Below are 24,428 nucleotides of genomic sequence, written 5' to 3' on the forward strand. Positions count from 1 at the left end.
CAGTCCATTTGAATCATAGTACACCAATCATCAAGACGAACGCATCTTAAAGACACCAATACCTGTCTGGAGCTAATATGCATCAAGCTTGTGTCATGCTGACGTTGAAAGATAGTCTGCTGTATAATAGATATTTTAAGCGAGTCCCAATTTGATTCAGAAATAATTATAAATTGCAACATAAATCAGGATAAGTAACAAAATAAATGTATTAAATTAAGAATTACAATCATTTGGAAAAAATAATCAAACTATTAAAAAGTTTTTATTGAATGTCTGCTATTGCCATTTAAACTTTGAATTTTTACAACAAATTGCACATAATAACATGTAAGGAAGGAAGCCTGTTTGTTAAATCCTACCGTGTAGCTATTTTGGGAGCGACTGGTGCCGTTGGCAAAGAGTTGCTGGAATTATTAGAAAGTCGAAATTTCCCTGTTTCTGACATAAAGTTATTGGCTTCCGTTCGCAGTGCAGGGCGATCGCTGCCTTTTAAGGGGAAAATTTGCCTGTAGAGGCAGTCAGCGAAAAAGCCTTTGAGAATGTGGATCTGGTGCCAAGGCAGGCGGTTCCACATCGAAAACATGGATACCAAAAGCTGTAGCGGCTGGTGCTGTGGTGATTGATAACTCCAGTGCGTTTCGCATGAACCCAGAAGTTCCTTTGGTGGTTCCAGAAGTGAATCCGCAAGCTGCATCTGACCACAAAGGCATTATAGCCAACCCTAACTGCACGACGATTTTGATGACACTAGCAGTGTGGCCCCTACACAAGGTTTCACCAGTGCAGCGTCTGATTGCTGCAACTTACCAATCTGCTAGTGGCGCTGGTGCTCAAGCAATGGAAGAAGTGAAAACCCAAGCAAGCGCCATTTTAGAAGGTAGAGAACCTGTTGCTGAAGTATTTCCATATCCCTTAGCGTTTAATGTCTTCCCGCACAACACCCCATTGAACGATTTGGGGTACTGCGAGGAAGAAATAAAAATGGTTAACGAAACTCGTAAAATTTTTGGCAATCAGGATATAAGAATTACTGCAACTTGTGTACGGGTTCCCGTACTTCGTAGCCATTCGGAAGCGATTAACCTAGAATTTGAGGTGCCATTTAGTCCAGATAAGGCAAGAGAAATTCTAAGTCAAGCACCTGGTGTGAAATTGGTGGAAGATTGGAAGGCAAATCATTTTCCTATGCCAATTGAAGCGACAGGTCGAGATGAAGTTTTGGTAGGGAGAATTCGTCAGGATATTTCTCACCCGTGCGGCTTAGAACTGTGGCTATGTGGTGACCAGGTTCGTAAAGGTGCAGCTTTGAATGCAATACAAATTGCTGAGTTATTAGTAGAAAAAAATCTGCTTAAAGGGGCGGTAGCTGTTAGTCAGAAGTTATAAGTCATCAGTTATTTGGTCATGGGTATGAGAAAAAGAACAAATGACTTATGACAAAGAGAAATGATAAAGGACTAAGGCGCTTGCTAAAGCAAAGAAAGTAATAGTCAGATAGATTATTACAATAGAAAACCACCAAAACCCAAAAAAACAAAGAACAAAGAGGAATATTTAGGAGTGAAAAGAGGGTGGTAGATTTTGGCAGAGTTCTAACCGCTATGATTACGCCGTTTAAAGAAGACGGCAGTGTTAATTATGATGTAGCAGCAGCACTGGCAGCACATCTAGCTGACAACGGTACGGAGACACTCGTGCTCTGTGGAACCACGGGAGAATCTCCTACCCTGAGTTGGGAGGAAGAATACCAGTTGTTTTGTGTGGTGTTGCAGGCGGTGGCGGGAAAAGCTTCTGTGATAGCAGGGTGTGGCTCCAATTCCACCAAAGAAGCAATTGCCGCTACCCAAAAGGCGGTTAAAATAGGAGTACATGGCGCATTGCATGTTGTTCCTTACTACAACAAACCACCGCAAGCGGGGCTTTATCAGCACTTTCAGGCGATCGCTCAAGCTACGCCTGACCTACCAGTGCTGTTATACAATATTCCTGGTCGTACCGGTCAAAATCTTCAACCAGAAACAGTTGCTCGGTTAGCAGAGATTGACAATATTGTCGGAATTAAGGAATCTACCGGCAGTATAGACCAGGCAAGTGAAATCCGTCGCTTGACGCCAAAAGAATTCCAGATATACTCTGGAGATGATTACATGACTTTGCCTCTGTTAGCAATAGGGGCGAAGGGTGTCGTCAGTGTGGCTTCTCATCTGGTAGGAAACCAACTACAAAAGATGATTCAAGCCTTTGATGCGGGTGAAACTGAAGTAGCCAGGGAAATACATCTCCAATTCTTCCCTCTGTTTAAAGCTTTGTTTGCAACTACAAACCCTATCCTAGTCAAGAAAGCACTGAAACTTTTAGGTTGGGAGGTTGGTTCAACTCGTCCGCCCTTGTGCGAAGCTGACTCAGAAGTCAGTCGTAAGTTAGAAGTGGTTCTCAAAGAGCTAGGTCTAATTTAGCAGCAAGTTGTTGAAGGCGCTCAGGGCTCGTTAGTGGAAGATATTTATAAAAAGTTGGTGCGTAATTTTACAAAAATCCAGGTGAAAAGCCTGTGCTACGACTGAATCAATAGATGATGAATTTTGAGCTTTTAAAGCCCAATTAATTAAACAACAATTGAATATCTGATAAAAATTCAACTGTTTTGAGAGTGATTTCATAGATTGGTTGTCTTGTGAGTTTTACAAGAGCGTTAAATTCCACATCTAAAAAGACAAAGAACAATCTCTAAATTTCAAATTTTTAACGACAAAGAACAATCTAAGGAGAAAATGGCTAAAAACGAATCTTTAGCCGCCCTAAAAATCATTCCGTTGGGCGGTTTGCATGAAATTGGTAAAAATACTTGTGTTTTCGAGTATGACGACGAAATTATCTTGTTAGATGCAGGATTGGCTTTTCCCACAGACGGGATGCATGGAGTCAATATTGTTCTTCCAGACATGACTTATGTGCGGGAAAATCGCCATAAAATTAAAGGCATGATTGTGACCCACGGTCACGAAGACCATATCGGTGGGATAGCCTTTCACTTGAAGCAATTTGACATTCCCGTGATTTACGGTCCCAGATTAGCACTGGCAATGCTAGAGGGCAAATTGGAAGAAGCGGGGGTGCGCGATCGCACAGAGTTAAGAAGCGTCGTTCCCCGCGATTTGGTGCGAATTGGCAAACATTTCTTTGTAGAATACATTCGCAATACCCACTCCATCGCTGATAGCTTCACTGTCGCGATTCATACACCTCTTGGTGTACTTATCCACACAGGGGATTTCAAATTTGACCACACGCCTGTGGATGGTGAGCATTTTGACTTGCAAAGGCTCGCGGAACACGGTGAAAAAGGTGTACTGTGCTTGATGAGCGACTCAACGAACTCAGAAGTCCCAGGATTTACGCCTTCAGAACGTTCTGTGTTTCCAAATCTAGACAGGGTATTCAGTCAAGCCAGTGGGCGACTGTTCGTAACCACCTTTGCCTCTAGCGTGCATCGCATTAACATGATTTTGCAGCTAGCGCAGAAGTATAACCGCGTCGTCAGCGTGGTAGGACGATCAATGCTCAACTTGATTGCCCATGCCCGCAATCTAGGTTACATCAAGTGTGAAGATAATCTATTCCAGCCGTTGCACGTAGTCCGCAATCTTCCTGAGGAAAATGTGCTGATTTTGACTACTGGCTCTCAAGGTGAGCCAATGTCAGCAATGACCCGAATTGCTAATCAAGAACATCCCCACATCAAAATCCGACAAGGAGATACGGTAGTCTTCTCAGCTAACCCAATTCCTGGAAATACGATCGCCGTAGTCACCATCATTGATAAATTGATGATGCAGGGGGCAAACGTTATCTATGGTCGGGACAAAGGAATTCACGTCTCCGGTCATGGATGTCAGGAAGACCAAAAGCTGATGATTGCTCTGACTAGACCGAAGTTCTTCTTACCAGTTCACGGGGAACATCGGATGCTGGTGAAGCACTCCCAAACGGCTCAGAGTATGGGTATTCCCGCTGAAAACATGGTGATTATTCAGAATGGGAATATCGTCGAACTCACTGAGGAATCCCTGCGTGTTGCTGGTAAAGTGTCAGCTGGTCTAGAACTGGTGGATACTTCCGGTTCTGGTATGGTGAGCGCCAAAGTGCTGCAAGAACGGCAACGTATGGCAGAAGAAGGAATTGTCACAATTGCGACGGCAATAGATTGGAATGGCAAGCTGATGGCGAAGCCAGAAATTCACCTGCGAGGTGTTGTGACGAGCGTCGAGCGCTCCTTGCTGCAAAAGTGGATACAACAGCGGCTCGAAGAAATCCTCACCGTGCGCTGGTCAGCATTTGCCCCTTCTTTTGATGGCGACCAGCCAGAGGTAGACTGGGGTGGATTACAAGAGGTTTTGGAGCGGGAACTAGCACGCTCTTTGCGAAAGGAACTGCATTGTCAACCATCTGTAACCTTGCTGATGCAAATTCCTGATGAGCCACCAGTAAAAGTTAGTGATGGAAGAAGGCGTCGTACTCGTACTGCTGCTCAAGTTGCATCGTAAGAAGTGCTAGCTGAGTGGGAATGACTCAGTGAACATTAAAAGGACGTAACGAATCTTTGAATTATGGTGCGTTCTAGTACTGTGTCAATTTTCACTTGAAGGGTTCAATAAACCCGGTTTCTTAAAGAAACTGGGTTTCTATGCTTAGGTTAATTCATCAAATTAACACTGGCAGACTACTAGTACAGTTCGGCGTAAATAGGGCAACCCTTCGGGTTCACCAGTCGCCTACGGAGGGAAACCCTCCTGCAGCGCTGGTTCACCATTTAAAATCCCTAAAAAGCCCATTCCATAATACTTTTGACTTTTGACTTTTGACTTTTGACTTCCGCCTTGCGGTACTAGTGGTCTGTTTCATTAATTCTAATGGGTTACAAGATCCCCGACTTCGTAAAAGTTGTCGAGGATCTGACCCGTATGAACATATCAAAATCAATGACATAAACTACTAGCTGATTAGTGACAGTCCCAAGCTAAGAACCACAAGGTCAGAATACAACAGAGGCTGTCCTACTCAATAATGTCAATTCCCCCACTCAAATTGTGGAAGCGCAGGGTTGGGTAATAGATACGAATGGTGATGTGATTCTGGTCGCTCAAGTACCGACTGCTAATCCTCATAGTTTTTGGTTCTCCCCAGCATCATGCCCTGCTCTTTAAAAGCGCAATAGCACGTTCCATCAGTCACTACATATATTCAGTGAATCCACAGGTATAATAGAAGTAGAGTTAACACCGTCAGTGGCAACCCAAAGCGGAGATGTTCCCAAAAAGTCAGCTTGTAGCCTAACTCAGTAGCTGCTTCGACAACGATCAGATTGGCGACTGAACCAAACAAAGTTAAATTTCCAGCCAAGGTTGAGCCGGCTGCAAGCAATAGCCAAGACTGAGTATCATCTTTAGGAATCAAGGGTTGCAGCAAGAGTACAGCAGGAACATTGGAAATCAGGTTAGACAGAATAGCTGTGACGCTCACTAGACCAGCAGAAGAGTTGACTGCATAAGTGAATGGTTGCAACAAGTTCAATTTCTGGGTCGCTTTCGTGAGGATGAACAGTCCAGAAAACATCACTAGCAAGTTCCAATCCACCTCTTTGAGAATCCGCTGTGGTTTAATACGTCGAGTAATAAGCAATAAAGCAGCAGCAACTAGGGCAGACACTGCAAGGGGTAAGCCTGCAGCAAAGGCGACAAGCAGCCCGGTAGTGATGATAATGGTTTTTTGATACAGAGGTTTGAAGATACGTGCCTTCCCAAGGAGTAATTGCTCGCTGGGTTGAGTTGAGCGCACCTCAGGGTAAAGTAGCCATAGTAATCCCACCTGAATTGTCAAGCCTATCACGGCGACGGGAGCTAACGCCCGCAGAAAATCGATGTAGCGGATGCCTGAGAAAGAGCCAATGAGAATGTTTTGCGGGTTACCGCTCAAGCTGGCTACTGAACCAACGTTTGTTGCGCCAGCGAGTGCAAGTAAATAGGGAATTGGATTCAAACTTAGAGCTTCTGTCAGGCTCAAAGTCAGTGGTGTAAAAATCAGCGCCAAGGTGTCATTAAGAAAAAAGGCGGAAAGAATACCACTGGAAAAAGTTAAGGCGATTAACAAGCCTAAAGGACTGCGGGTGAAACTCAACAGCACTGACAGCGCTCTTGGGAAAAATCCAGCAAAAGATAGATTCGCGTTCACAACCATCATGCTTAACAAAAACACGATGGTGGTAGCATCGATCGCATCCCATGCTTCTTGCAACCTCAGAACACCCAAAGCAATGAGAAATGCAGAACCAACTAGGGCAATTGTGGCACGGTTCATGCGTAAACCGGGTAGATAACCCAGTGCTAACCCCAGGTAAGTCAGCCCTAACACACTATAGATTGCAAATTGTCGCAGGAGAATCACAAATTTATCAACTTATTCACAGCAGCGATACAGCTATCAGCAAAATTACTCATATTCCAATGCAAGATTACCACTTCTAAACTACGAGTGAGAATCTGGCTGAAATCACGGAAAATGAACTCTTAAAAAATGGTAATTTGCCTTTTTTGCCAAATTTTCTTTGGTTTATTCTATGTATCTCCTACTTAACCTCTTTTACATATAAGTTTTTTTTTGGTAGCAAGGATGTAATATTTAGAGGTTACTGTCAATGTAGAATTTACGCAGTTGTCCTAATAGCTCATAACTGCCTGATACAAAAAAACAGTATTTTAACTTAAGCATAAATACTGGTAAAGCTGTTTTGTGAAGTTTATGTAAATGATACGTTGTCCTCTACCTAAAGGTAGATGTCTTTACTATAATTTTATCTGTGTCAAGTTATAAACAAGATATCCATACCATACTTCCGAGGAAAAGGAAATTATTGTTAATTTGACGTAATATAGAACAGGTACTGAGGCCAGTAGCTACGAAATCATCAGATGAGACAAATCATCAGATTGCATCTTAGTCAGAACAACATTCTTCCCGAACACGTCGTGGCAATGTTGTAGATGTTCATCAGGCAGTTCAAGAGCCTCAATCAAATAGAGGAGTGAACCATGAAGGTATACGATAATACCACAAAAAACATTTTCTTGGCAAGCTGGGTGTTGATAAATCAAGCACAAGGCGATGCTCAACAAACCCACCAGCACCGTCCTTCCGCCAAGGCTCAAATTGATATCCTCCAACCCATACGCCGTTGGTTAGAGAACTTTCAAGTTCGGGATCGCCAACTTGCTCATCGCTTGTGCAAGGTGATTCCTTCCCAGTGTCCCTTTGAGCGCGATGTGAAATTTTTGGGTAAAACCTTGTTTCATATTCCGCCAATGTGCAAGCTCAACCCCGTATATGAAGAAGTCGTTGGCTTACGTTTTCGAGCGCTGTGCTATCTAGCAGATGAATGTGGCGAGGATGTCACACAATACTGCTGATAAATGAGCCTCTTGTTAAGGACTCATCCAGACTGTTTAGTCGTTAGTAGTTAGTGGTTGGTACAAAAACTCGTAGCCAACGGCTAACAACTAACAACTAGCAATAGCTCATAACTATTGACTGTTTTTTTCCCATTCTGTAATTGCATTTTGCGCTTTTTTATATGCGGCTGTTCCCTCTGGAACTAGAGCAGCGGTTGCAATTGCGGCTTGAAATTCTTCTTCGGGCGACTTGTTTTAGCAAGCTGCAAAATATTTTCACTCCAGCTGTCGAATAGATTTTTCGGCAACATCAAACCCTGGTTCACCTTGTGGGACTTTTTTGGCAACTTCTATAGCGCGATTGTAGCTAGAAGCCTGTCCAGACCGAATTAAGCCAACAGCAGCATCGATAAGGGTTGTATTGCTGACATACTGTTTTGCTTCTAGCCGCCACTGCTGAGCAGATGTTTGTGCTTTTGCGTATACAAGTTGGTCTTTGGGGACTAACTGTGCTGCTGAGATAGCACCCGCATATAGTTTTTGCTTAGCACGATCTTGGGCTAAATCTGAAGTTATGCGGCTCCAAATCTTGATGTTGTCTTGAGCTTGTGTGTACAGGGGATCACCTGGCTGAATTTTACGAGCCGTATTAATAGCTTGCCTCAAATCGCTAGCCTGAGTTGGGCTGAGGGACATTTTCTGCAATTCCAACAGTGCTTGGTTACGCTGTTTCGATTCGTCAGCACTTGGAGTGACTTGTGAGCTAGAAGTAACTTGAGGAGTTGATTGGATTTCTGGTTGGGCTAGTACGATTGGTGATGCTGTGGGGCTGGGTTTTGGTGATACTTTAACTACCTTTGTGTTATTGCTAGCAGGCTTGGAGGACGCTGGTAATATCTGGGCTAACTTGAAGAAAGGGCGATCGCGGAACAAAACAACCACGATTAAGCATAGAAGAAGGATTGTAGCTATGCTCCCCAGTAGAAGGTCAGGCAAGAATTGGTTGTTTGATGACCTTTTGTGGGGATAGAGGGGATGAGGAGGATGAGGGGGATGAGGGAGTGAGGGAGTGAGGGAGTGAGGAGGATGAGGAGGATGAGGGAGTGAGGGAGTGAGGGGAGTGAGGAGGATGAGGGAGATGGGGAGATGGGGAGCTGGGGAGCTGGGGAGATGGGGAGATGGGGAACTGGGGTGATGGGGTGATGGGGTGATGAAAGAGTATTGTTTACCCCTACTTCTGCTAGTTCCTTGACTCTTGGTTCGCTTTTCTCCTCCAATTGCGGGGAGGGAACCTGCGGCTTTGATACAAAAATAGTGATGGGGGTTTGTGTGGGACGCCAGTAGTGTTGACATAGTTCTGGCGTGCGAACACTCAGGTATTTTTCTAAATTCGCCAAATTGGTACGATTGCCATAACGCAAAGCTTCTAACAGCGCTGCTGTAAAGAATCCGTGACCTAGTTCGCTACTTTCGTGAGAAAATTCGTCTGGTTGACAAGAAAGAATAATAGGAATTTGTAGTTCTTTGGCTAGTTCTATCGTTTCTTTGCCAACGCGAGCATCTGCGTGGGTTCCAAAAGCACGGTTAATATCGAACAATAGCAATGCATCAAGGGCAGCAACTTGCAGACTTTGCATTAATGCTCGCACTTCTATACCCGTCTGTTCGATGCGATTGGGATCACCTTCGACTGGCATTAAGTAATCTTGTCCCTTGTAGTTGACGCCATAACCGCTAAAGAAAAACCACAATCGGTCTTGTGGTCGCCAGCAAGCGGCTGCTAAATCTTCAAACAACAGGAAAATATTCTCTTTAGTGGGATAGGTAGACTTCTCTCGAAACGGTGGCGAAGTCTCTGTCATCAGCAGACACTGTTGCGGCGAAAAACCACCTTGTGTTACCAAAAAATCTTTGACCGCCTCGGCATCTGTTTGGGCGCAACTTAAAGGTTGAAAGAACTGATATTGATTGATGCCAATTGCGATCGCCCAGTTATTTGCCATCGCGATTTTTGTTACTCCTTGTTTACTTGCCTTTTGGTAGTGGTTGGCTTTGTGAAAAAAACAAGGCTAACCTACGTCTAATAGTCTATCTAGCTAAACCACAGATCACCAGTACTGTCCCAGCAATACCTCAATTTGGGTGCTGTTGCTCCAAGGGGAAGGACTGGATCTATGAATGTTCCCCCACACTTGGCTCCTCCTGCACCATCGACGCAAGCAAAATAGTGATTTGTACCCAAGGACTCACTGCATTTGTTTGTATGCTTTAGAATAAAAAGGTTGTCTATATTTGCAGTACCCGTTACAATGGCTGTTCCAAAGAAGAAAACATCCAAGTCTAAACGAGACAAACGTCGAGCTACATGGAGGCACAAAGCCGCAGTTGAAGCGCAGAAAGCTCTTTCTCTGGGCAAGTCTATTTTGACTGGACGTTCTACATTTGTTTATCCAACAGCTGAAGAAGAGGAAGAAGAGGAATCATAATTCCTAAGTTAAAAGTCCTGAGGCTTGAGTCCATAGTCAAAAGTCTAGAGTCCTTTGACTCAATGACTATTGACTAATGACTAACTATCACCTCTGACTGATTAACAAATAACCCTATAAAAATTAGAGTGTCTTCAGAAAAGCTATTTTTCTGTGACTATGGTAAGAAAATTTTTTCAAAAGCCTACAAACCAAGAGAGCGATCGCGTTCCTCCTGGTCAGTACTTGACTAAGGGATTTCCTGTATTAACTTACGGTGCGACTCCGCAAGTTACCACAGATGAATGGGAGTTTCGGGTATGGGGTTTGGCAAAAGGAGCAACCTTTACCTGGTCAGACTTTATGGCGCTTCCCCAGCACGAATTCACAGCAGATTTCCACTGTGTCACGCGCTGGTCGAAACTTGATGTCAAGTGGACTGGTATCAAGGTTACAGACTTTATGAAGCTCATTGAGGTAGACCCCAAAGCTGTTCACGTTATGGAACACTGCTATGGTGGCTATACTACCAATATCCCATTGGAAGACTTTGTGCGGGAAGAAAACTTCTTTGCCTTTAAAGTCTTTGGAGAACCGTTACCAGCAGAACATGGTGGTCCATTGCGGCTTGTCGTTCCCCACCTCTACGCTTGGAAAAGTGCCAAGTGGATTAATGGTTTGGAATTTCTAGAACGCGAGGAATCGGGTTTTTGGGAACGCAATGGCTATCACCGCCGTGGTGAACCCTGGGCGGAGGAACGATATAGTTAGTGGTTTTGGGTTTTAGTTGTAGAGGCGCGCCGAATGAAAGCGTCTCTACATTAATTAGAAGTTATGAATTAACGCTTCGGTGCAACTTTATTTTGTTCCCCCTTTCTCAAGTTAGGGGGATCTTCACGTGATGTAACCCAGATTTTAGATCCCCCAACCCCCTTAAAAAGGGGGCTTAAGAAAAAGTCGCACACCGCGTGAATTATCAATTTTTATTCTTCACTCTTCACGCATACTCCTAACTGTTAACCAATAAATCGCTTCAGTGTAGACAACTTGTCTTTATAGGGAGGGTATAACAATTTGAAGTCCAGCAGAAAAGATTTGTGCAGGACACTTTTGTAATGGGAAAAGGTGTCAAAGCTGAATTTACCGTGATACTTGCCAATTCCGCTATCACCTACACCGCCAAATGGTAACGATGAAACAGCAATCTGCATCACTGTGTCGTTAATACAAACTCCACCAGATGAGGTTTCCTGCAAGACTCGTTGTTGCAGGTTTTTGTTATTAGAAAATAAGTACAAAGCCAAGGGTTTTGATTTAGAGTTAATTAGGGCGATCGCTTCTGTTATATCTGTGTATTCAATGACAGGAAGAATCGGACCAAAAATTTCTTCCTGCATTACCGAGTCTGTCAAGGAGACATTATCAAGCACTGTGGGAGCAATATAAAGTTCTGAAGGATTAGTTTCTCCCCCAATGCGAATTTCGCCATCTTTCAAGAGGCTAACTAACCTGTCAAAATGTTTTTGATGGATAATCCTAGCATAATCAGAACTCTTGGCAGGATTATCTTCATAAAATTCTTGCAGACGTTTTTGGATTTCATTTAACAAATTTTCTTTGATTTTTTTATCAACTAAAAGATAGTCAGGTGCGATACAAGTTTGTCCAGCATTGAGAAACTTTCCCCAAGTAATGCGTCTGGAGGTGTGTTCGATATTGATGTCAGAATCTACAATGCAAGGACTTTTGCCGCCCAATTCCAAAGTCACGGGTGTCAGGTGTTTTGCGGCTGCTTCCATGACTATTTTGCCTACAGCTGTACCACCAGTAAAAAAGATATGATCAAACTTTTCTGCCAGGAGTTGTTGACTTGTTTGCACACCTCCTTCTACCACAGCAATATAAGCCGGATCGAAATATTTTTCCATCATCTGACTTAAAAGACGAGAGGTGTGGGGTGCAAGTTCTGAAGGTTTGAGAATTGCACAGTTGCCTGCGGCAATAGCACCTATCAATGGTGAGATAATTAAATGAAATGGATAGTTCCAAGGAGCAATAATTAAAACCACTCCTAGCGGTTCAGGATAAATTTTTGCTGAACCAGGAAATAGTTGCAGGGAAACTGGTGCTTTCTGAGGTTTAGTCCAAGTTTTGATATGTTTGATAGCATAGTCAATTTCTTGAATTGTTCCAATTTCTGTAGCATAGCTCTCAAATTCTGGTTTATTCAAATCCGCTTTTAGTGCGTTGATAATCGCTTCTTTATTCTCAGTAACTGCTTGTTTTAAAGTTTTGAGTTGTTCAAGTCGGAAATTAACGTCTTTTGTCTGACCAGTCTTAAAAAAATCACGCTGTTTGCGGATGATATCGGCAATTGATAATTCTTGAGCAATCATCTTTTTGTCCTTGGTAGCTAAAATTAACCCACCCTTAGCCAGTTAAGTTCTAAGTTCTGAGCTATGAATACTGAGTAAGATTTCCCCTCACCGGAATGCACCCCACCCCCCAACCCCCTCCCCCTTCGGGTTCGCCAGTTGCCTGCGGAGGGAAACCCTCCTGCAGCACTGGTCTCACCGCAAGCGAGGAGGGGGCAAAAAATAAGGGTTTTAAAGCTTGGTGGAAGATGTGAATTTCCCCTAGTTTCCTTTATCTGAGATCTTGCAACTTCCGACCGACCCGCCCGGAAATCAATTTCCCTGCTAATAGCTCAAGTCAGTTTAAACTGACTCAAACCCTTAATTGAAAAACTTTTCAGTCCACTTGAGTGGACTTGCGCTACTCGCTGTGAAATTTCAATCTCTAGCGGGTGAACTCTTAGGTGCAAGATCTGAGTTTATCTCACTCAGTACTCAGCATTCAGCACTCAGCACTGTTTTGGTCACGGTGGGCTGTTTGCCTATATCTTATTTATAACTAATCTCGAATAAGCGATAATGATTACTGTTTGATAGGCAAACGTACTGTGAACACACTCCCTTTGCCCACTTCTGAATTCATGAGAATAGTGCCTTGATGTGCTTCGACAATTCGACGAGAAAGGTACAGCCCTAAGCCACTACCAGAACTCTTGTGACTTCCTTGGCGAAATCGTTCAAATAAAGTTGCTTGTTCTTCAGCAGGAATACCTGGACCTGTATCTGCTACTTCAACGGTAATATGTTCATCTGAAGCAGTCGCTGGGGTGATGCGGATAGTCACTGACCCGGTATCGGTAAATTTGATAGCATTGCCTATAAGATTGGTGAATAGCCGATGCAGTTCTAGGCGATCGCCCATCACTTTACTAATCCCTGAATCTTCACCCAAATGCAGATTGACTGCAAGTTCCTTTTGTGCTGCCAAAGAACTTAATTCTTCAGAGACTTCTTCTAGTAACTGGCTGACATTAACAGGTTGAAACGCCAGGGTTTTACGACCTGCTTCAAAGCGATAAACTTCTAGCAAGGTATTTACCATAGCCAGCAGGTTGCTGTTACTGCGAGCCATAATCTCTATGACTTCCTGCATTTGATCTGACAGATTTCCCAAAGCACCCTCCTGAAAGAGCAACAGCATCCGATCCGCTGCGACTAGGGGTGTGCGTAAGTCGTGGGTGAGGCGGGAGACAAAATCTTGTCGTTGGCGGGCGATTTCATCGCGTTCATCTATACTGTGCTTGAGACGGAGGAGCGATCGCACCCGCGCCAGCAATTCATCTACTGTGACAGGTTTGCGGATAAAATCGTCAGCACCCAAGTCTAATCCTTGAGCGACGTTGGGTGAGTCATGGGCGGTAATGAGCAAAATTGGGATAAATGGCAATGCCATATTTTGGCGAATACGCTTGGTGACTTCATAACCATCTATACCCGGCATCATCAGATCCAGCAAGACTAAGTCACAAGCCGATGTTTCAATCTGTGCCAATGCTGAAGCACCATTTTCTGCCGTGCTAACTGTGTAGCCTTCTTCCTCCAAAATGGTTTTAATTAGAAAGACATTATCAGGAGAATCATCTACAACCAGAATCTTATCAGAGTTAGAAGATTTAGACATACAGCATAGAACAGATGCAGTAAAACTAGATGAGTGTATACAAAGCTAGACTTGTATTATTTTTGTCATTTTTTACTTACGTTGACTTCCTACGGAGGAAACATTTTTTACTCTAAAATTTTCTCAACTTAGTCTTTATTTTTTTAGAGGTTGAATGCTGCTCCTGTTTGCCAGAAATAATGACAAGCTAATTCAATCATGGCTCGTAGAATTTTAGAACAACACACAGGCGATAAAGGTTACGATTTTTGTATCAGTAGGCTGGTATCCAGTTGTAGATAAAATTGCCTAGGCGAGAGTTACTGTTGTTCTAGACTCCCGCTTTTATACTATATCGCTGTTGTGGAGTGGGCAGTGTAGAAGGGGTGAGACGCCCATTCCACAAGAAAAACAGCTTTAGCCCCTTGCTATCCTCTCTATCAATACTATCCTTGTGTTTCGGAAGTATTTTGTTGTGGTTGCTCAGGTAAAGATTTTAGCGGTGTTTTGAGCAAAACCCAATGGAAGTACATGAAGAGAATCTGCTTTTTCAGCAAGAGGTTGAGGCGTTTGAGGTTGCGCTCTTTCAGCACCCATTCCCAAAACTTCTCTAGTAGCAGACCAAGAATAATTTCAACAGATTTATTAATGATAATTTCCAGCATTGCGATCGCCTCAGTTGCTTGACTGAGTTCACTGTCGCAATTTTCTTTTGTGGTTATTTATTTGACTTGCAGTGACTTACCTTGACTTATCTTGACTAAGGGTAAATTTCCCAGAAAACTTAGCTAAACTGAACTTTGAGGCGATTTGAGATAAGGTATATGTCGTTACCAGAAAACTTCCTTACGCAACTGGAACAATATAGTGAATTGTCGCAAAGAGAAAAGGAAGTATTTCTGGAAAGATTTGGTCGTGGGAAGAGTCGAGTCCAAGTTACTCAAGCGCTTAATATCTCCGACAGTAATCTCGGTAGCTGTCTGACAGGAATATACAAGAAATTCAGCATCAGTGGCAGTGGTCCTGTCAAAGAAAACCGCTTGCGGGAGTATCTGAGCAAACGATACGCACAGTATCAGCCTTCGAAGAATTTAGAACTTGACAGTGAAGCCGTTTTGAAGTCGATTGAAGGACAGCATGGGCTACTGGTGGAACGAGCAAAGGGTATTTATTCCTTTTCTCATCTGACGTTTCAAGAGTATTTTGCTGCTAGGGAAATTGTTGCTAATTCTGCTTGGAAAAATTTGGTAGAGCATATTACTCAAAAACGCTGGCGAGAGGTCTTTTTACTGACTGCTGGCATGATGAGGAAGGCTGATGATTTGGTGTGGTTGATGAAGGGAAAGATTGATGGGTTGTTGACAGAGGATGAGAAGTTGCAGCGTTTTTTGGAGTGGGTCACTGAGAAATCCAGTTCAGTTAATGCTCCCTACAAACCAGCCGCCATTCGTGCACACTACTTTGCCCTTGATAATCCCAATATCCACAGTATTAATAGGATTCTTTCGTATACTCTCGACAGAGAGATCCTCGCTCCTGGTCAATTCATTGATAACAAGATATACGGCGTTGGTAATCTTCCCCAAAATGAGCTTGAAGACTTTATTGACTTTGTCATTGATGACCTACTTAACTCTACGATTTTCGATGCCGAAATGAACCCGTTTTTACTCGGAATTAGGCGTAAAGTTTCTGGCTTTATTTCCTCTAAGGATACTAACTTAATTTCCGGTTATTATCTATTTCTGAAAAAACTTGACCTTGTTTGTATTCTTGACCCGGAAATTGAGCAAGCATTTCACTCACTTAGAGGTCAGTTGCCTAACCCAAGTAGTAGCAACGAGCAACAACAACAATGGTGGGCAACTAATAGTTCGGCTTGGATTAAGCAATTAAGAACAGGAATAATTAGACAACGTAATATTGCTTACAATTGGCAATTCAGCAATCAACAGAGGCAACTACACGAGCAGTATAATGATGCTAATAGGCTACTAATAGATTGCCTGAATAGCGATTGTTATGTCAGCCGCGAAGTCAGGCTGGAAATTGAGGATACGCTGCTGTTGCCTATGGCGGAGATTGAAAAGCGGCACAGGTGAAGCGATCGCCTATGGAAGAGAAAGCGCGATCGCTAGACATCAGAACGTCTACGTTCCTGCTTAGTCTTTTGAACTCTCTCAAGAAGTTCCGAAAAACGAGCAGAGTCTTCCAGGTCTGGAGGAAAAATTGAGGGATCGCCCCTTAAATATCACAACTGTTCCCACTCATCCTTTTCAATTCCAGCTTGTCGCAATATTTCAGCCAAAAGCCCTTTACCAATGTCACTTCTGTGAGGGTTTGGTATTCGTACCGTGATATCATCCTTGACCATATACTGATGTTTGCTACCAGAGTACGGCCCCTCAAACCCTAGTTGCCTCAAATATTTAATTAAGTCTGGGCGCTTGATAGATCCGAAGGAAGGCATTATGCTACTTTCTTGATTGAAAGTTCAATGCCATCAACTATAGGTAATGGCAGATGGTGAGAAACTCGTAAGAAAATCCACTCTTCCAAAACCTCTACTAATTCTTCTCTACAAGCTTCTAAAGTATCTGCATTAGCCCAGACACCTTGGAACTCGGGTATTTCTCCGTAAAACGTGCCATCATCTGACAAAATCTTATATTTTGCTTTAAGTAGAGCAGCTTGTATGTATTTCGTTAGCATAATTTGTGTGCAATAATAATGAAAGCTTGTGTCAACTCTGCTCATCCCTAATTTGCAGCTGATACTCCACAGGATCTTGAGTGAGTTTAATAATACCAGCATACTTGTTTCAATTCAACTCTTCTTTCTGTTGTAATTGATAAGCCTCCAATATTTGCTCAATTCTCTGCCAATCTTGATAATCAATCAACACTGCAACTGGACGCATTTCTTCATCAGTTACAATTTTTTTATTAACAGGTAAGATAATTGTTTGCTTCCGATGCAAAGTCTAACTGTTACATCATCACTTTAAACAAAAAAAATGGATGAGGGTAATTTCATCCTTTTATGATTCTCCCCCAAATGTACTCTCGTTAAGAACTTGCTGGAATTCTTCTATAGAACCAATGGTAATCGCGTTTGTGAAAAGTGTTTCCAGCATAGACATATTATCGATGCCATTGATAACTTTCACAACTGGCTCAGGGACTACTCCAAACCGCGTCTGTAGAATCTTAATCACATTTTCTCGATTTGTCAGGAGCATTCCTTCCTCAATACCTTCTTCTTTTGCCAGCCGTTCAATACTAGTTACATACCGCATCCTCTGTACCTCTTCGTAACTTCTTACTTCTGCTTTAAAACTACGCGCCAATTCCTCTGGCAATACCATTATCCAGTCGATAAACCGAAATAACCCCAGAATATCTTCTCGGCTATATCCCCGTTCAAATAATCTTCTTACTAGGCTCAATTTCCAATTTAGCCGACTTTCTGGGTTTCGGTGCGTCGCCTTGGTTTTCAGATGCGCCATAACCACTACACTAAAGGGATTGGTGCTTTGTTCTAGGTTTTCCCACTGCGCCTCATAATCCAAAAGTTTCGCCACGGGAAACTCTAAACTGACGCGACATCCTCCGAGTAAGTATCCGTAACTCGAAGGTCGCCAAGAAGCTTCTTCGTCCGCCAAAACTGCTAAACTAATAACTTGCTTTTGGTGGCGGTCAAACAAGCGGTAATTGTATGTGTACATCCGTTGGGCAAATTCACTGTCATACTGTCCTTGGACTTCCACATGAACCAATACCCAAGCCTCTTCGCCATTAAGTAGCCAAACTTTTGCCACTTTATCGACGAGTCGCTTGCCAATTTCTGCATCCGGTTCTAGCTGTTGCAGTTCTGTATCCAGAAATTCATAGCCTCGTTCCCAGTCAATGACGGCGTAAGCGTCAGGGAAAAAGAATTCCAAGAAGCGCGGAAAAAAGCTTTCAATAACTTCCTTCCAAGGACTATCGTAATCAGTGCGTTGTTCGGTCATCTCATTGTCAATTGTCGAATTTGAAGAATAAATAACTTTGCTAACGTACTCTTACCCTAAAGCAAGCGATCGCCTTTTCAAATAGCCTCAACATCATGAAATAAGTTGCAATGCTAAAGTGATCGTATCCTCAAAGCTTTAGCTAGCAATGAACACCATCACCATCCACATTCCTGATGATCGTTTAGTCAAGCTGCAAGCAACCGCCTCTCGTCTTGGCGTATCAATAGAAGAATTAGTGCTAATGGGCATTGAACAATTGGTGAAACAGCCAGAAGCATCCTTTCAAGATGCTATGGGGTATGTACTTAAGAAAAATGGTGAACTGTACAAACGGCTAGCTTAATGCGTTATCTAACCTTAAAGGCGATCGGCGTAAGCCTAGCGGCACCGCAGGAAAGGCGGGAGAAAAGCGCCATCGCCCTCGATTACACAATTTGCACGCGACTGAGTGTTAATTTCTTTTTTCCTTAACGGGATTGAGCGATCGCTCCCAACGACTAAACGCTTGGGAAGAAAGCAGCGTCAGGAATAAATAAACCAGGGCAACAGCGGCGTAAATCTCAAACGAGCGATAGTTTTGGGCTACAATCAACTGCCCTTTGCGGAACAACTCTTCAAACCCGATGACAGCGACTAAGCTGGTGTCTTTAAGCAGGCTAATGAACTGATTGCCCAGAGGTGGCAGCATCCTGCGGAGGGCTTGAGGAAAGATCACATAGCGCATTGTTTGCACTGAACTCAAGCCTAGTGATTGGGCGGCTTCTGCTTGCCCCGGCTCAATTGATTGGATGCCTCCGCGGACAATTTCGGCAATGTAGGCAGCGCTATTGAGACTCAAGGCGATCACCGCTGCCGCCAAACGATTTAAGCTGAAGGTAAAACCAAAACTTTGGACGACAGCAGGCAACCCAAAGTAAATCATAAAAATCTGCACAAGCAAAGGTGTCCCCCGAAAGAACTCCACATACCCCCTAGCACAAGAGCGCAAAAACGGAGCAGGATGTAGGCGAACAATCCCAATTAGTGAACCCGCAAGCGTACCCAGCAATACCGAGAGTACCGTGAGTTGAAGTGTGATCAAAGCCCCACCCAGCAGAACGGGTAGTGATTTCCAGATGATGCCCAGTGAGGTTAATAGCTCAGATACGCCTTCGCTAGTCTGGTTTTCAATGGGTGATTTTTCTGGGAGTTGTGGTGGCTGGATACCAAACCACTTTTGGTAAATTTGGCTGTAAGTGCCATTTTTCAGCACCGTTGCCAAACCTTGGTTAATCGTTTGTAAGTAGGGTGATCCTTTGGGTGTAGGAATGCCATAAAATTCTTCTGTAAGCAGGCTGCTGACCACTTTGAGCCCCTTGAGGTTGCCGCTTTTTATGCCGTATAAGATCACAACTTGATCGTTAAGAACGGCATCGACATTACCGTTGAGTAATGCCTGAAGTGTTAAGGGTGAATCATTAAAAGTGCGAACTTCAGCACCTGGAATATTTTGAGCCTTCTGTGCGCCGGTTGTCCCGATTTGCACACCAATAATCTTATTCTTAAGACTGTCGAAATTGGTAATGTTTTGATTATCTATGCGGGTGGCGATCGCTACACCCGATTTGAAGTAAGGGCGCGAGAAGGAAATTGTCTTCGCCCGTTGAGCAGTAATCGTCATCGCCGCAACTGCCGCATCTACAGTTTGCGCCTGCAACGCTGGAATCATACCATCAAAGGGCATTCTTTGATACTTAACTTGAAAGCCAGCAGATTGGGCGATCGCATTCATCAAGTCAATGTCAAAGCCCTGTAACTCACCAGTTGCAGACTGAAACTCGAAAGGCGGATACGTTGGTTCTGTGGCAATCGTAAGTGTTTTACCACCGGCAGTGGGACCGTTCGAGAAACTACAAGTTGAAAGCAGAAGTAGACAGCTTAAGCCAAGAACTAGCTGACGTAGCCAACGGATACCAGTCAATCCAGCCATATTCAGTAGACCTCTTTAAAAATACTCAAGCTTAGTTTGTGACTGGCTTTCCATAATTATGAGAGATTCAAAAGTAGAATTTGCCTTGCCAGTAGTCTCAGTGAACAATACTTACAAAAAACCGATTAAGCACGATTGCTCTAATAATAGTAAAATTTTCTCAAGCAACGGACACTTCGGTGCGGCATAAACCCGACAACACAAGTGTCGTCCCTACACATTCAAAATTCACTTTATAAATCAGATTTAAAATGGATGCAAATACATTCGATGGTAACAGCGTGTTCGAGGATGATTATCTTTACTTTTATGAAACGCTGTTAACACCAGAACGCACCCAACACGAAGTTGACTTGATTTGCCGACTGCTAGATCTACAACCAGGGATGACTATTTTAGACTTAGCTTGTGGGCATGGGCGGATTGCTAATCAGCTAGCGGCTCGTGGCTATCATGTGACTGGGCTTGATAGTACGGCTTTCTTCTTAGAAAAAGCACGTCTTGATGCCGAGCGTAACGGCGTTAAGGTAGAGTACATTCAAGGGGATATGCGTTCCCTACCCAATTGCGATCGCTTCAACTGTATCCTCAACTGCTTCACAGCCTTTGGTTACTTCGATGACGATGAAAATCGCTCTTGTTTAGCCCAAGCGTATGACGCTCTGAAAGTAGGGGGCAAATTGCTCATCGATATTCGGAACCTGAGCTACATCTTGCAAAATTTTACCCCAGACTTAGTGACTGAACGTGATGGCAATTATATGCTTACACGCGATCGCTACGATGCGCTTACCAATCGCACCTATAGCGAGCGTATTATCATTCGCGATGGACAGGTGCGACGCGGTGAGTACTTTGTTCGCAATTTTACCTTTCCTGAAATCCGCGATTGGCTGTTGCAAACGGGCTTCACCGAAGTAGAGGGCTACGGATATGATGGTGAACCGTTGGCGGTTGATAGTCGCCGAATGATTGTGATAGCAAACAAGTCAAAATAACGTGACTTAGCTAATGCTACTCAGCCCTAATTCGCTGCTGATACTCCAAAGGGTCTTGAGTAAGTTTAATAATACCAGCATACTCGTTGAAACTAAACTCTTCTTTATGTTGTGCCTCAAACAAAACGAAATGCTCAAATCCGACTTTTTATGGAGATAATAAGCAATATAAGTCTAATTTTTGCCAAATAACCATGTCTTTCGACAATATATGCAAATATCTTTCGGAAACTTACCCTCAATCATTCGCTAGCTGGTTATTTGGAGCAACTCCTAAATCGATAGAAGTCTTAAAAACCGAATTGAGTATCGAGCCAATCCGCGCGGACTTTGTTGCTTATTTACCCCGTCAGAAACGGCTTCTACAAATAGAATTTCAAGTGGCGGGAGAGACTAATCCTCCTTTACCACTGCGGATGCTGGATTATTGGGTGAGATTGCACCGCAGCTATCGCCTACCCATAACGCAATTTCTTGTATTACTGCAAGAATCACGCGCTGCTGCTGAAGTTCCAAGTGAATTCCAACTGGAAGAAACACGCCATCGCTACAATGTGGTGCGGATGTGGGAACAAAACCCAGAGCCATTGCTCCAGAATACAGGACTGCTGCCCTTGGCAGTTCTTTGTGCAGCTGAGGATAGCAGCCAGCTGCTCAGCCAAGTAGCCGAAGAGGTCGGTAATATAGAAGAACCAGAACAGCGACAGCTGATTTCCAACTGTACTCAGCTGCTGGCGGGTTTACGGTTTAAAAAGGATTTAATTCGCCAACTTTTTAGCGAGGAAATTATGCGGGAATCTGTTATTTACCAAGACATTCTCGAAGAAGGAAAGCGGGAAGAGGCGCTAACGTACACTATGCGCCTACTGAAACGCCGACTTGTTACAGTTGAGCCAGAACTGGAACAGCAAATTAGGAGGCTATCCATCACGCAGCTAGAAAATTTAGGTGAGGCGCTGTTGGATTTTTCCTCACCAGCTGATTTAGTCACCTGGTTACAGGCTAATAATTGCTAATTGCTAATTGTTCCTTGCCATTAGCGTCAAAACAAAAAATACCTTTGTGCCATCGGCAAAACTGTTGCAGGTTCACACGTCAGCAACTCCCCATCAGCCCTCACTTCATAAGTTTCGGCATCAACTTCAATATGAGGTAACGCATCATTCAGCTTCATATCCCGCTTACTCAACTGGCGTGTTCCACAGACTGCAACGGCTTGCTTTTGCAAACCCAATTGGCTGGCAATTTCCCTTTCCAAAGCTGCTTGGGAGACAAAAGTTAATGATGTGGCGTGACGCGCACCCGCAAAACTGCCAAACATCGGTCGCATATGCACTGGTTGCGGTGTGGGAATACTTGCATTCGCATCGCCCATTTGTGACCATGCAATCATCCCGCCTTTAATAACTATCTCCGGCTTGACACCAAAAAACGCCGGACGCCACAAACACAAATCTGCAAGTTTTCCTTCTTCCACTGAACCCACATACTGAGAAATACCGTGGGTAACTGCTGGATTTATCGTATACTTCGCAACATACCTCTTAGCCCGGAAATTGTCTGCCAGATCCCCCCTGCCCACGCCAGTCCGCTCAACGGGGGGAACCCCCGCACGCGGCTGGCTCCCCTAGAAAGGGGGGTATCAAGGGTGAGGTCTCCCCGTTGCACTTTCATTTTGTGCGCTGTCTGCCAGGTGCGAATTATCACTTCTCCTACCCGTCCCATCGCTTGGGAGTCCGAAGAAATCATGCTGAACGCACCTAAATCATGCAAAATATCTTCAGCGGCGATGGTTTCTCGTCGGATGCGCGACTCTGCAAACGCCACATCCTCGGCAATACCAGCGTCGAGGTGATGACACACCATCAACATATCCAGATGTTCATCTAAGGTGTTGACGGTGTAAGGACGTGTAGGATTGGTGGAAGATGGTAGCACATTCGCTTCCCCGCACACTTTAATAATATCTGGTGCGTGACCGCCGCCTGCACCTTCAGTATGGTATGTATGGATAACACGATTTTTGAAAGCGGCGATGGTGTCTTCCACAAACCCCGCTTCGTTTAAAGTATCGGTATGAATTGCTACTTGTACATCATAATCATCGGCGACGCTGAGACAGGTATCAATTGCAGCGGGTGTCGTTCCCCAGTCTTCGTGCAGCTTTAACCCGATCGCACCTGCTTGTACTTGTTCCACGAGTCCTTGAGGTAAGCTAGCATTGCCTTTACCTAAAAATCCTAAGTTCATAGGAAAAGCATCAGCGGCTTGCAGCATTCGGTAAATGTTCCAAGGACCAGGGGTACAGGTAGTAGCGTTTGTACCCGCAGCAGGACCAGTACCGCCGCCAATCATTGTGGTAATACCCGAGGCGATCGCCACTTCAATCTGTTGAGGACAAATAAAGTGAATGTGGGTGTCGATACCGCCAGCAGTGAGAATCATTCCTTCTCCAGCTACCGCCTCAGTACCAGGACCAATAATAATATCTACGTTGTCTTGAATATAAGGATTTCCAGCTTTACCAATTTTGAATATCTTGCCATCTTTAATACCGATATCTGCTTTGACGACACCCCACCAATCGAGAATTAAGGCATTGGTAATGACTAAATCAACCGCACCATCGGCGTTGGAAATAGGAGACTGTCCCATCCCATCACGGATAACTTTACCGCCGCCAAATTTCACTTCGTCCCCATAGGTGGTGAAGTCTTGTTCAACTTCGATAAATAATTCTGTGTCGGCTAGTCGGATGCGATCGCCTACTGTTGGACCAAAGGTTTCCGCATAGGCGCGGCGATCCATTCTGTAACTCATAACAACTCCTCACAAACTGCGAATTGTAAATTTTTCAAACTTCATCGGGAAGCCATTCCCTTCAGGAGAAGCACACATGACACCAACATTCACTGTTTCCACAGGAGTGAGATACGCCAGTCTCAGCATCGTGTAATCATTGCCATCCAGAGAGTATTGCACTTCCACAGCAGTCCCGCGTCGAGTCACACGCACCCAAATTGTAGAGGGATTTTCTGGCATTGGGATAACAGACCAATCCGAGTAGTCGCGTGTGACGACAGCGCTGACTTGTTGGACACCATGAACAAATTCAATACCACATTTCAACCAATGAGACTCATTTAAACGCACCATCACTCCAGCTTGATCATATAATTCTTGATACTCACCAGTGACTTTTACCTCAACAACAAAGTCACCCTGAATTTGTTCATAAAAAAAGTGACCATTATCTCTAATAAAGCCGTAGTGCGTCTCACGCCAAAAGTCCGTTTTCGATCCAGAAGTGATGTGGATTGTGTCACCTTGGACATTCCAAACAGGCGGTTCATTGTACCATTCCATCTCTGTTGAATCCTCACATCTAAAGTGTGTACACTTATGGCTTTGGCGTGGGGAACTTAGGAACTGACATCTTGCATTATTCTCAATTAGCTCACGCACCCGCTCAGAACTGAAGTTCCCGGCTATGTAGAGACGTACCATGGTACGTCTCTACATTAA

19 protein-coding genes and 3 pseudogenes are annotated in these 24,428 nt (G+C 43.9%); 10 read left to right on the top strand and 12 right to left on the bottom strand.

Annotation, left to right across the window (positions count from 1 at the left end; all coding sequences use genetic code 11):
- The first annotated feature begins 344 nt into the window (after positions 1–344).
- The 3 genes and pseudogenes from V5G28_RS24730 to V5G28_RS24740 all read left to right on the top strand — a co-directional run bounded on the left by V5G28_RS24730 (position 345) and on the right by V5G28_RS24740 (position 4,544).
- Positions 345–1,389, top strand: a pseudogene (locus tag V5G28_RS24730) (aspartate-semialdehyde dehydrogenase).
- A gap of 185 nt (positions 1,390–1,574) precedes the next feature.
- A complete protein-coding gene (gene dapA, locus V5G28_RS24735) occupies positions 1,575–2,459 on the top strand; it encodes a 4-hydroxy-tetrahydrodipicolinate synthase (protein ID WP_332989093.1) in 885 nt (294 codons plus the stop codon).
- Between the two features lie 312 nt (positions 2,460–2,771).
- The gene (locus V5G28_RS24740) at positions 2,772–4,544 is read left to right on the top strand and encodes a ribonuclease J (protein WP_332989095.1); all 1,773 of its coding nucleotides are present in this window, start codon (positions 2,772–2,774) and stop codon (positions 4,542–4,544) included.
- A 697-nt stretch (positions 4,545–5,241) separates the two neighbouring features.
- Here V5G28_RS24740 and V5G28_RS24745 read toward each other — a convergent pair.
- A complete protein-coding gene (locus tag V5G28_RS24745) occupies positions 5,242–6,438 on the bottom strand; it encodes an anion transporter (protein WP_332989147.1) in 1,197 nt (398 codons plus the stop codon).
- Positions 6,439–7,085: 647 nt separating this feature from the next.
- Here V5G28_RS24745 and V5G28_RS24750 point away from each other — a divergent pair.
- Positions 7,086–7,460, top strand: a complete 375-nt coding sequence (locus tag V5G28_RS24750) for a Mo-dependent nitrogenase C-terminal domain-containing protein (protein ID WP_096570345.1) — start codon at positions 7,086–7,088, stop codon at positions 7,458–7,460.
- A gap of 114 nt (positions 7,461–7,574) precedes the next feature.
- Here V5G28_RS24750 and V5G28_RS36860 read toward each other — a convergent pair.
- A pseudogene (locus tag V5G28_RS36860) lies at positions 7,575–9,445 on the bottom strand (caspase family protein).
- A 306-nt stretch (positions 9,446–9,751) separates the two neighbouring features.
- On the opposite strand from V5G28_RS36860, the gene rpmF reads away from it, so the two are divergent.
- Positions 9,752–9,928 carry a 50S ribosomal protein L32 gene (rpmF, locus tag V5G28_RS24765; RefSeq protein WP_041042509.1) on the top strand — a complete coding sequence of 59 codons (177 nt, stop codon included), beginning with the start codon at positions 9,752–9,754 and terminating at the stop codon, positions 9,926–9,928.
- Positions 9,929–10,087: 159 nt separating this feature from the next.
- Entirely contained in the window at positions 10,088–10,678 is a 591-nt protein-coding gene (locus V5G28_RS24770; RefSeq protein WP_332989098.1) for a sulfite oxidase-like oxidoreductase, read from the top strand.
- A 245-nt stretch (positions 10,679–10,923) separates the two neighbouring features.
- On the opposite strand, the gene V5G28_RS24775 is transcribed toward V5G28_RS24770, so the two are convergent.
- The 3 genes from V5G28_RS24775 to V5G28_RS24785 form a co-directional block, all read right to left on the bottom strand.
- Positions 10,924–12,303: an aldehyde dehydrogenase gene (locus V5G28_RS24775; RefSeq protein ID WP_332989100.1), complete on the bottom strand. Its 1,380-nt coding sequence runs from the start codon at positions 12,301–12,303 to the stop codon at positions 10,924–10,926.
- 541 nt (positions 12,304–12,844) lie between these two features.
- A complete protein-coding gene (locus V5G28_RS24780) occupies positions 12,845–13,942 on the bottom strand; it encodes a sensor histidine kinase (protein WP_332989102.1) in 1,098 nt (365 codons plus the stop codon).
- Positions 13,943–14,367: 425 nt separating this feature from the next.
- A complete protein-coding gene (locus tag V5G28_RS24785) occupies positions 14,368–14,586 on the bottom strand; it encodes a hypothetical protein (protein WP_332989104.1) in 219 nt (72 codons plus the stop codon).
- A 159-nt stretch (positions 14,587–14,745) separates the two neighbouring features.
- Between V5G28_RS24785 and V5G28_RS24790 the strand changes: the two genes are divergently transcribed.
- Complete coding sequence (locus V5G28_RS24790; RefSeq protein WP_332989106.1) at positions 14,746–16,023, top strand: NACHT domain-containing protein; 1,278 nt, start codon at positions 14,746–14,748, stop codon at positions 16,021–16,023.
- Between the two features lie 149 nt (positions 16,024–16,172).
- On the opposite strand, the gene V5G28_RS24795 is transcribed toward V5G28_RS24790, so the two are convergent.
- The 4 genes from V5G28_RS24795 to V5G28_RS24810 all read right to left on the bottom strand — a co-directional run bounded on the left by V5G28_RS24795 (position 16,173) and on the right by V5G28_RS24810 (position 17,933).
- Positions 16,173–16,391, bottom strand: a complete 219-nt coding sequence (locus tag V5G28_RS24795) for a type II toxin-antitoxin system HicA family toxin (protein WP_332989108.1) — start codon at positions 16,389–16,391, stop codon at positions 16,173–16,175.
- Positions 16,391–16,633 (bottom strand): type II toxin-antitoxin system HicB family antitoxin, encoded by a 243-nt coding sequence (locus V5G28_RS24800; protein WP_332989110.1) that lies wholly within the window; start codon positions 16,631–16,633, stop codon positions 16,391–16,393. Before V5G28_RS24800 ends, V5G28_RS24795 begins: the two co-directional genes overlap by 1 nt.
- A 109-nt stretch (positions 16,634–16,742) precedes the next feature.
- Positions 16,743–16,901, bottom strand: a complete 159-nt coding sequence (locus V5G28_RS24805; RefSeq protein WP_332989112.1) for a hypothetical protein — start codon at positions 16,899–16,901, stop codon at positions 16,743–16,745.
- A 60-nt stretch (positions 16,902–16,961) separates the two neighbouring features.
- Positions 16,962–17,933, bottom strand: a complete 972-nt coding sequence (locus tag V5G28_RS24810) for a transposase (protein WP_332989114.1) — start codon at positions 17,931–17,933, stop codon at positions 16,962–16,964.
- 148 nt (positions 17,934–18,081) lie between these two features.
- Between V5G28_RS24810 and V5G28_RS24815 the strand changes: the two genes are divergently transcribed.
- Positions 18,082–18,279 (top strand): DNA-binding protein, encoded by a 198-nt coding sequence (locus tag V5G28_RS24815; RefSeq protein WP_332989116.1) that lies wholly within the window; start codon positions 18,082–18,084, stop codon positions 18,277–18,279.
- A gap of 108 nt (positions 18,280–18,387) precedes the next feature.
- Here the strand turns inward: V5G28_RS24815 and V5G28_RS24820 are convergent, their stop codons facing one another.
- Complete coding sequence (locus V5G28_RS24820; protein ID WP_332989118.1) at positions 18,388–19,905, bottom strand: ABC transporter permease subunit; 1,518 nt, start codon at positions 19,903–19,905, stop codon at positions 18,388–18,390.
- 251 nt (positions 19,906–20,156) lie between these two features.
- On the opposite strand from V5G28_RS24820, the gene V5G28_RS24825 reads away from it, so the two are divergent.
- Entirely contained in the window at positions 20,157–20,903 is a 747-nt protein-coding gene (locus tag V5G28_RS24825) for an SAM-dependent methyltransferase (protein WP_332989120.1), read from the top strand.
- A 194-nt stretch (positions 20,904–21,097) separates the two neighbouring features.
- A complete protein-coding gene (locus V5G28_RS24830; RefSeq protein ID WP_332989122.1) occupies positions 21,098–21,919 on the top strand; it encodes an Rpn family recombination-promoting nuclease/putative transposase in 822 nt (273 codons plus the stop codon).
- Between the two features lie 26 nt (positions 21,920–21,945).
- On the opposite strand, the pseudogene ureC reads toward V5G28_RS24830, so the two are convergent.
- Together ureC and V5G28_RS24840 are read right to left on the bottom strand one after the other, a co-directional pair.
- Positions 21,946–23,723, bottom strand: a pseudogene (ureC, locus tag V5G28_RS24835) (urease subunit alpha).
- A gap of 9 nt (positions 23,724–23,732) precedes the next feature.
- Positions 23,733–24,269, bottom strand: coding sequence for a DUF1349 domain-containing protein (locus tag V5G28_RS24840; RefSeq protein WP_332989126.1), 537 nt, complete (start codon positions 24,267–24,269; stop codon positions 23,733–23,735).
- Positions 24,270–24,428: the final 159 nt, after the last annotated feature.

The sequence above is a fragment of the Scytonema sp. PRP1 genome (genome assembly GCF_036697665.2).
GTDB classification, from domain to species: Bacteria; Cyanobacteriota; Cyanobacteriia; order Cyanobacteriales; family Nostocaceae; genus Kalymmatonema; species Kalymmatonema gypsitolerans.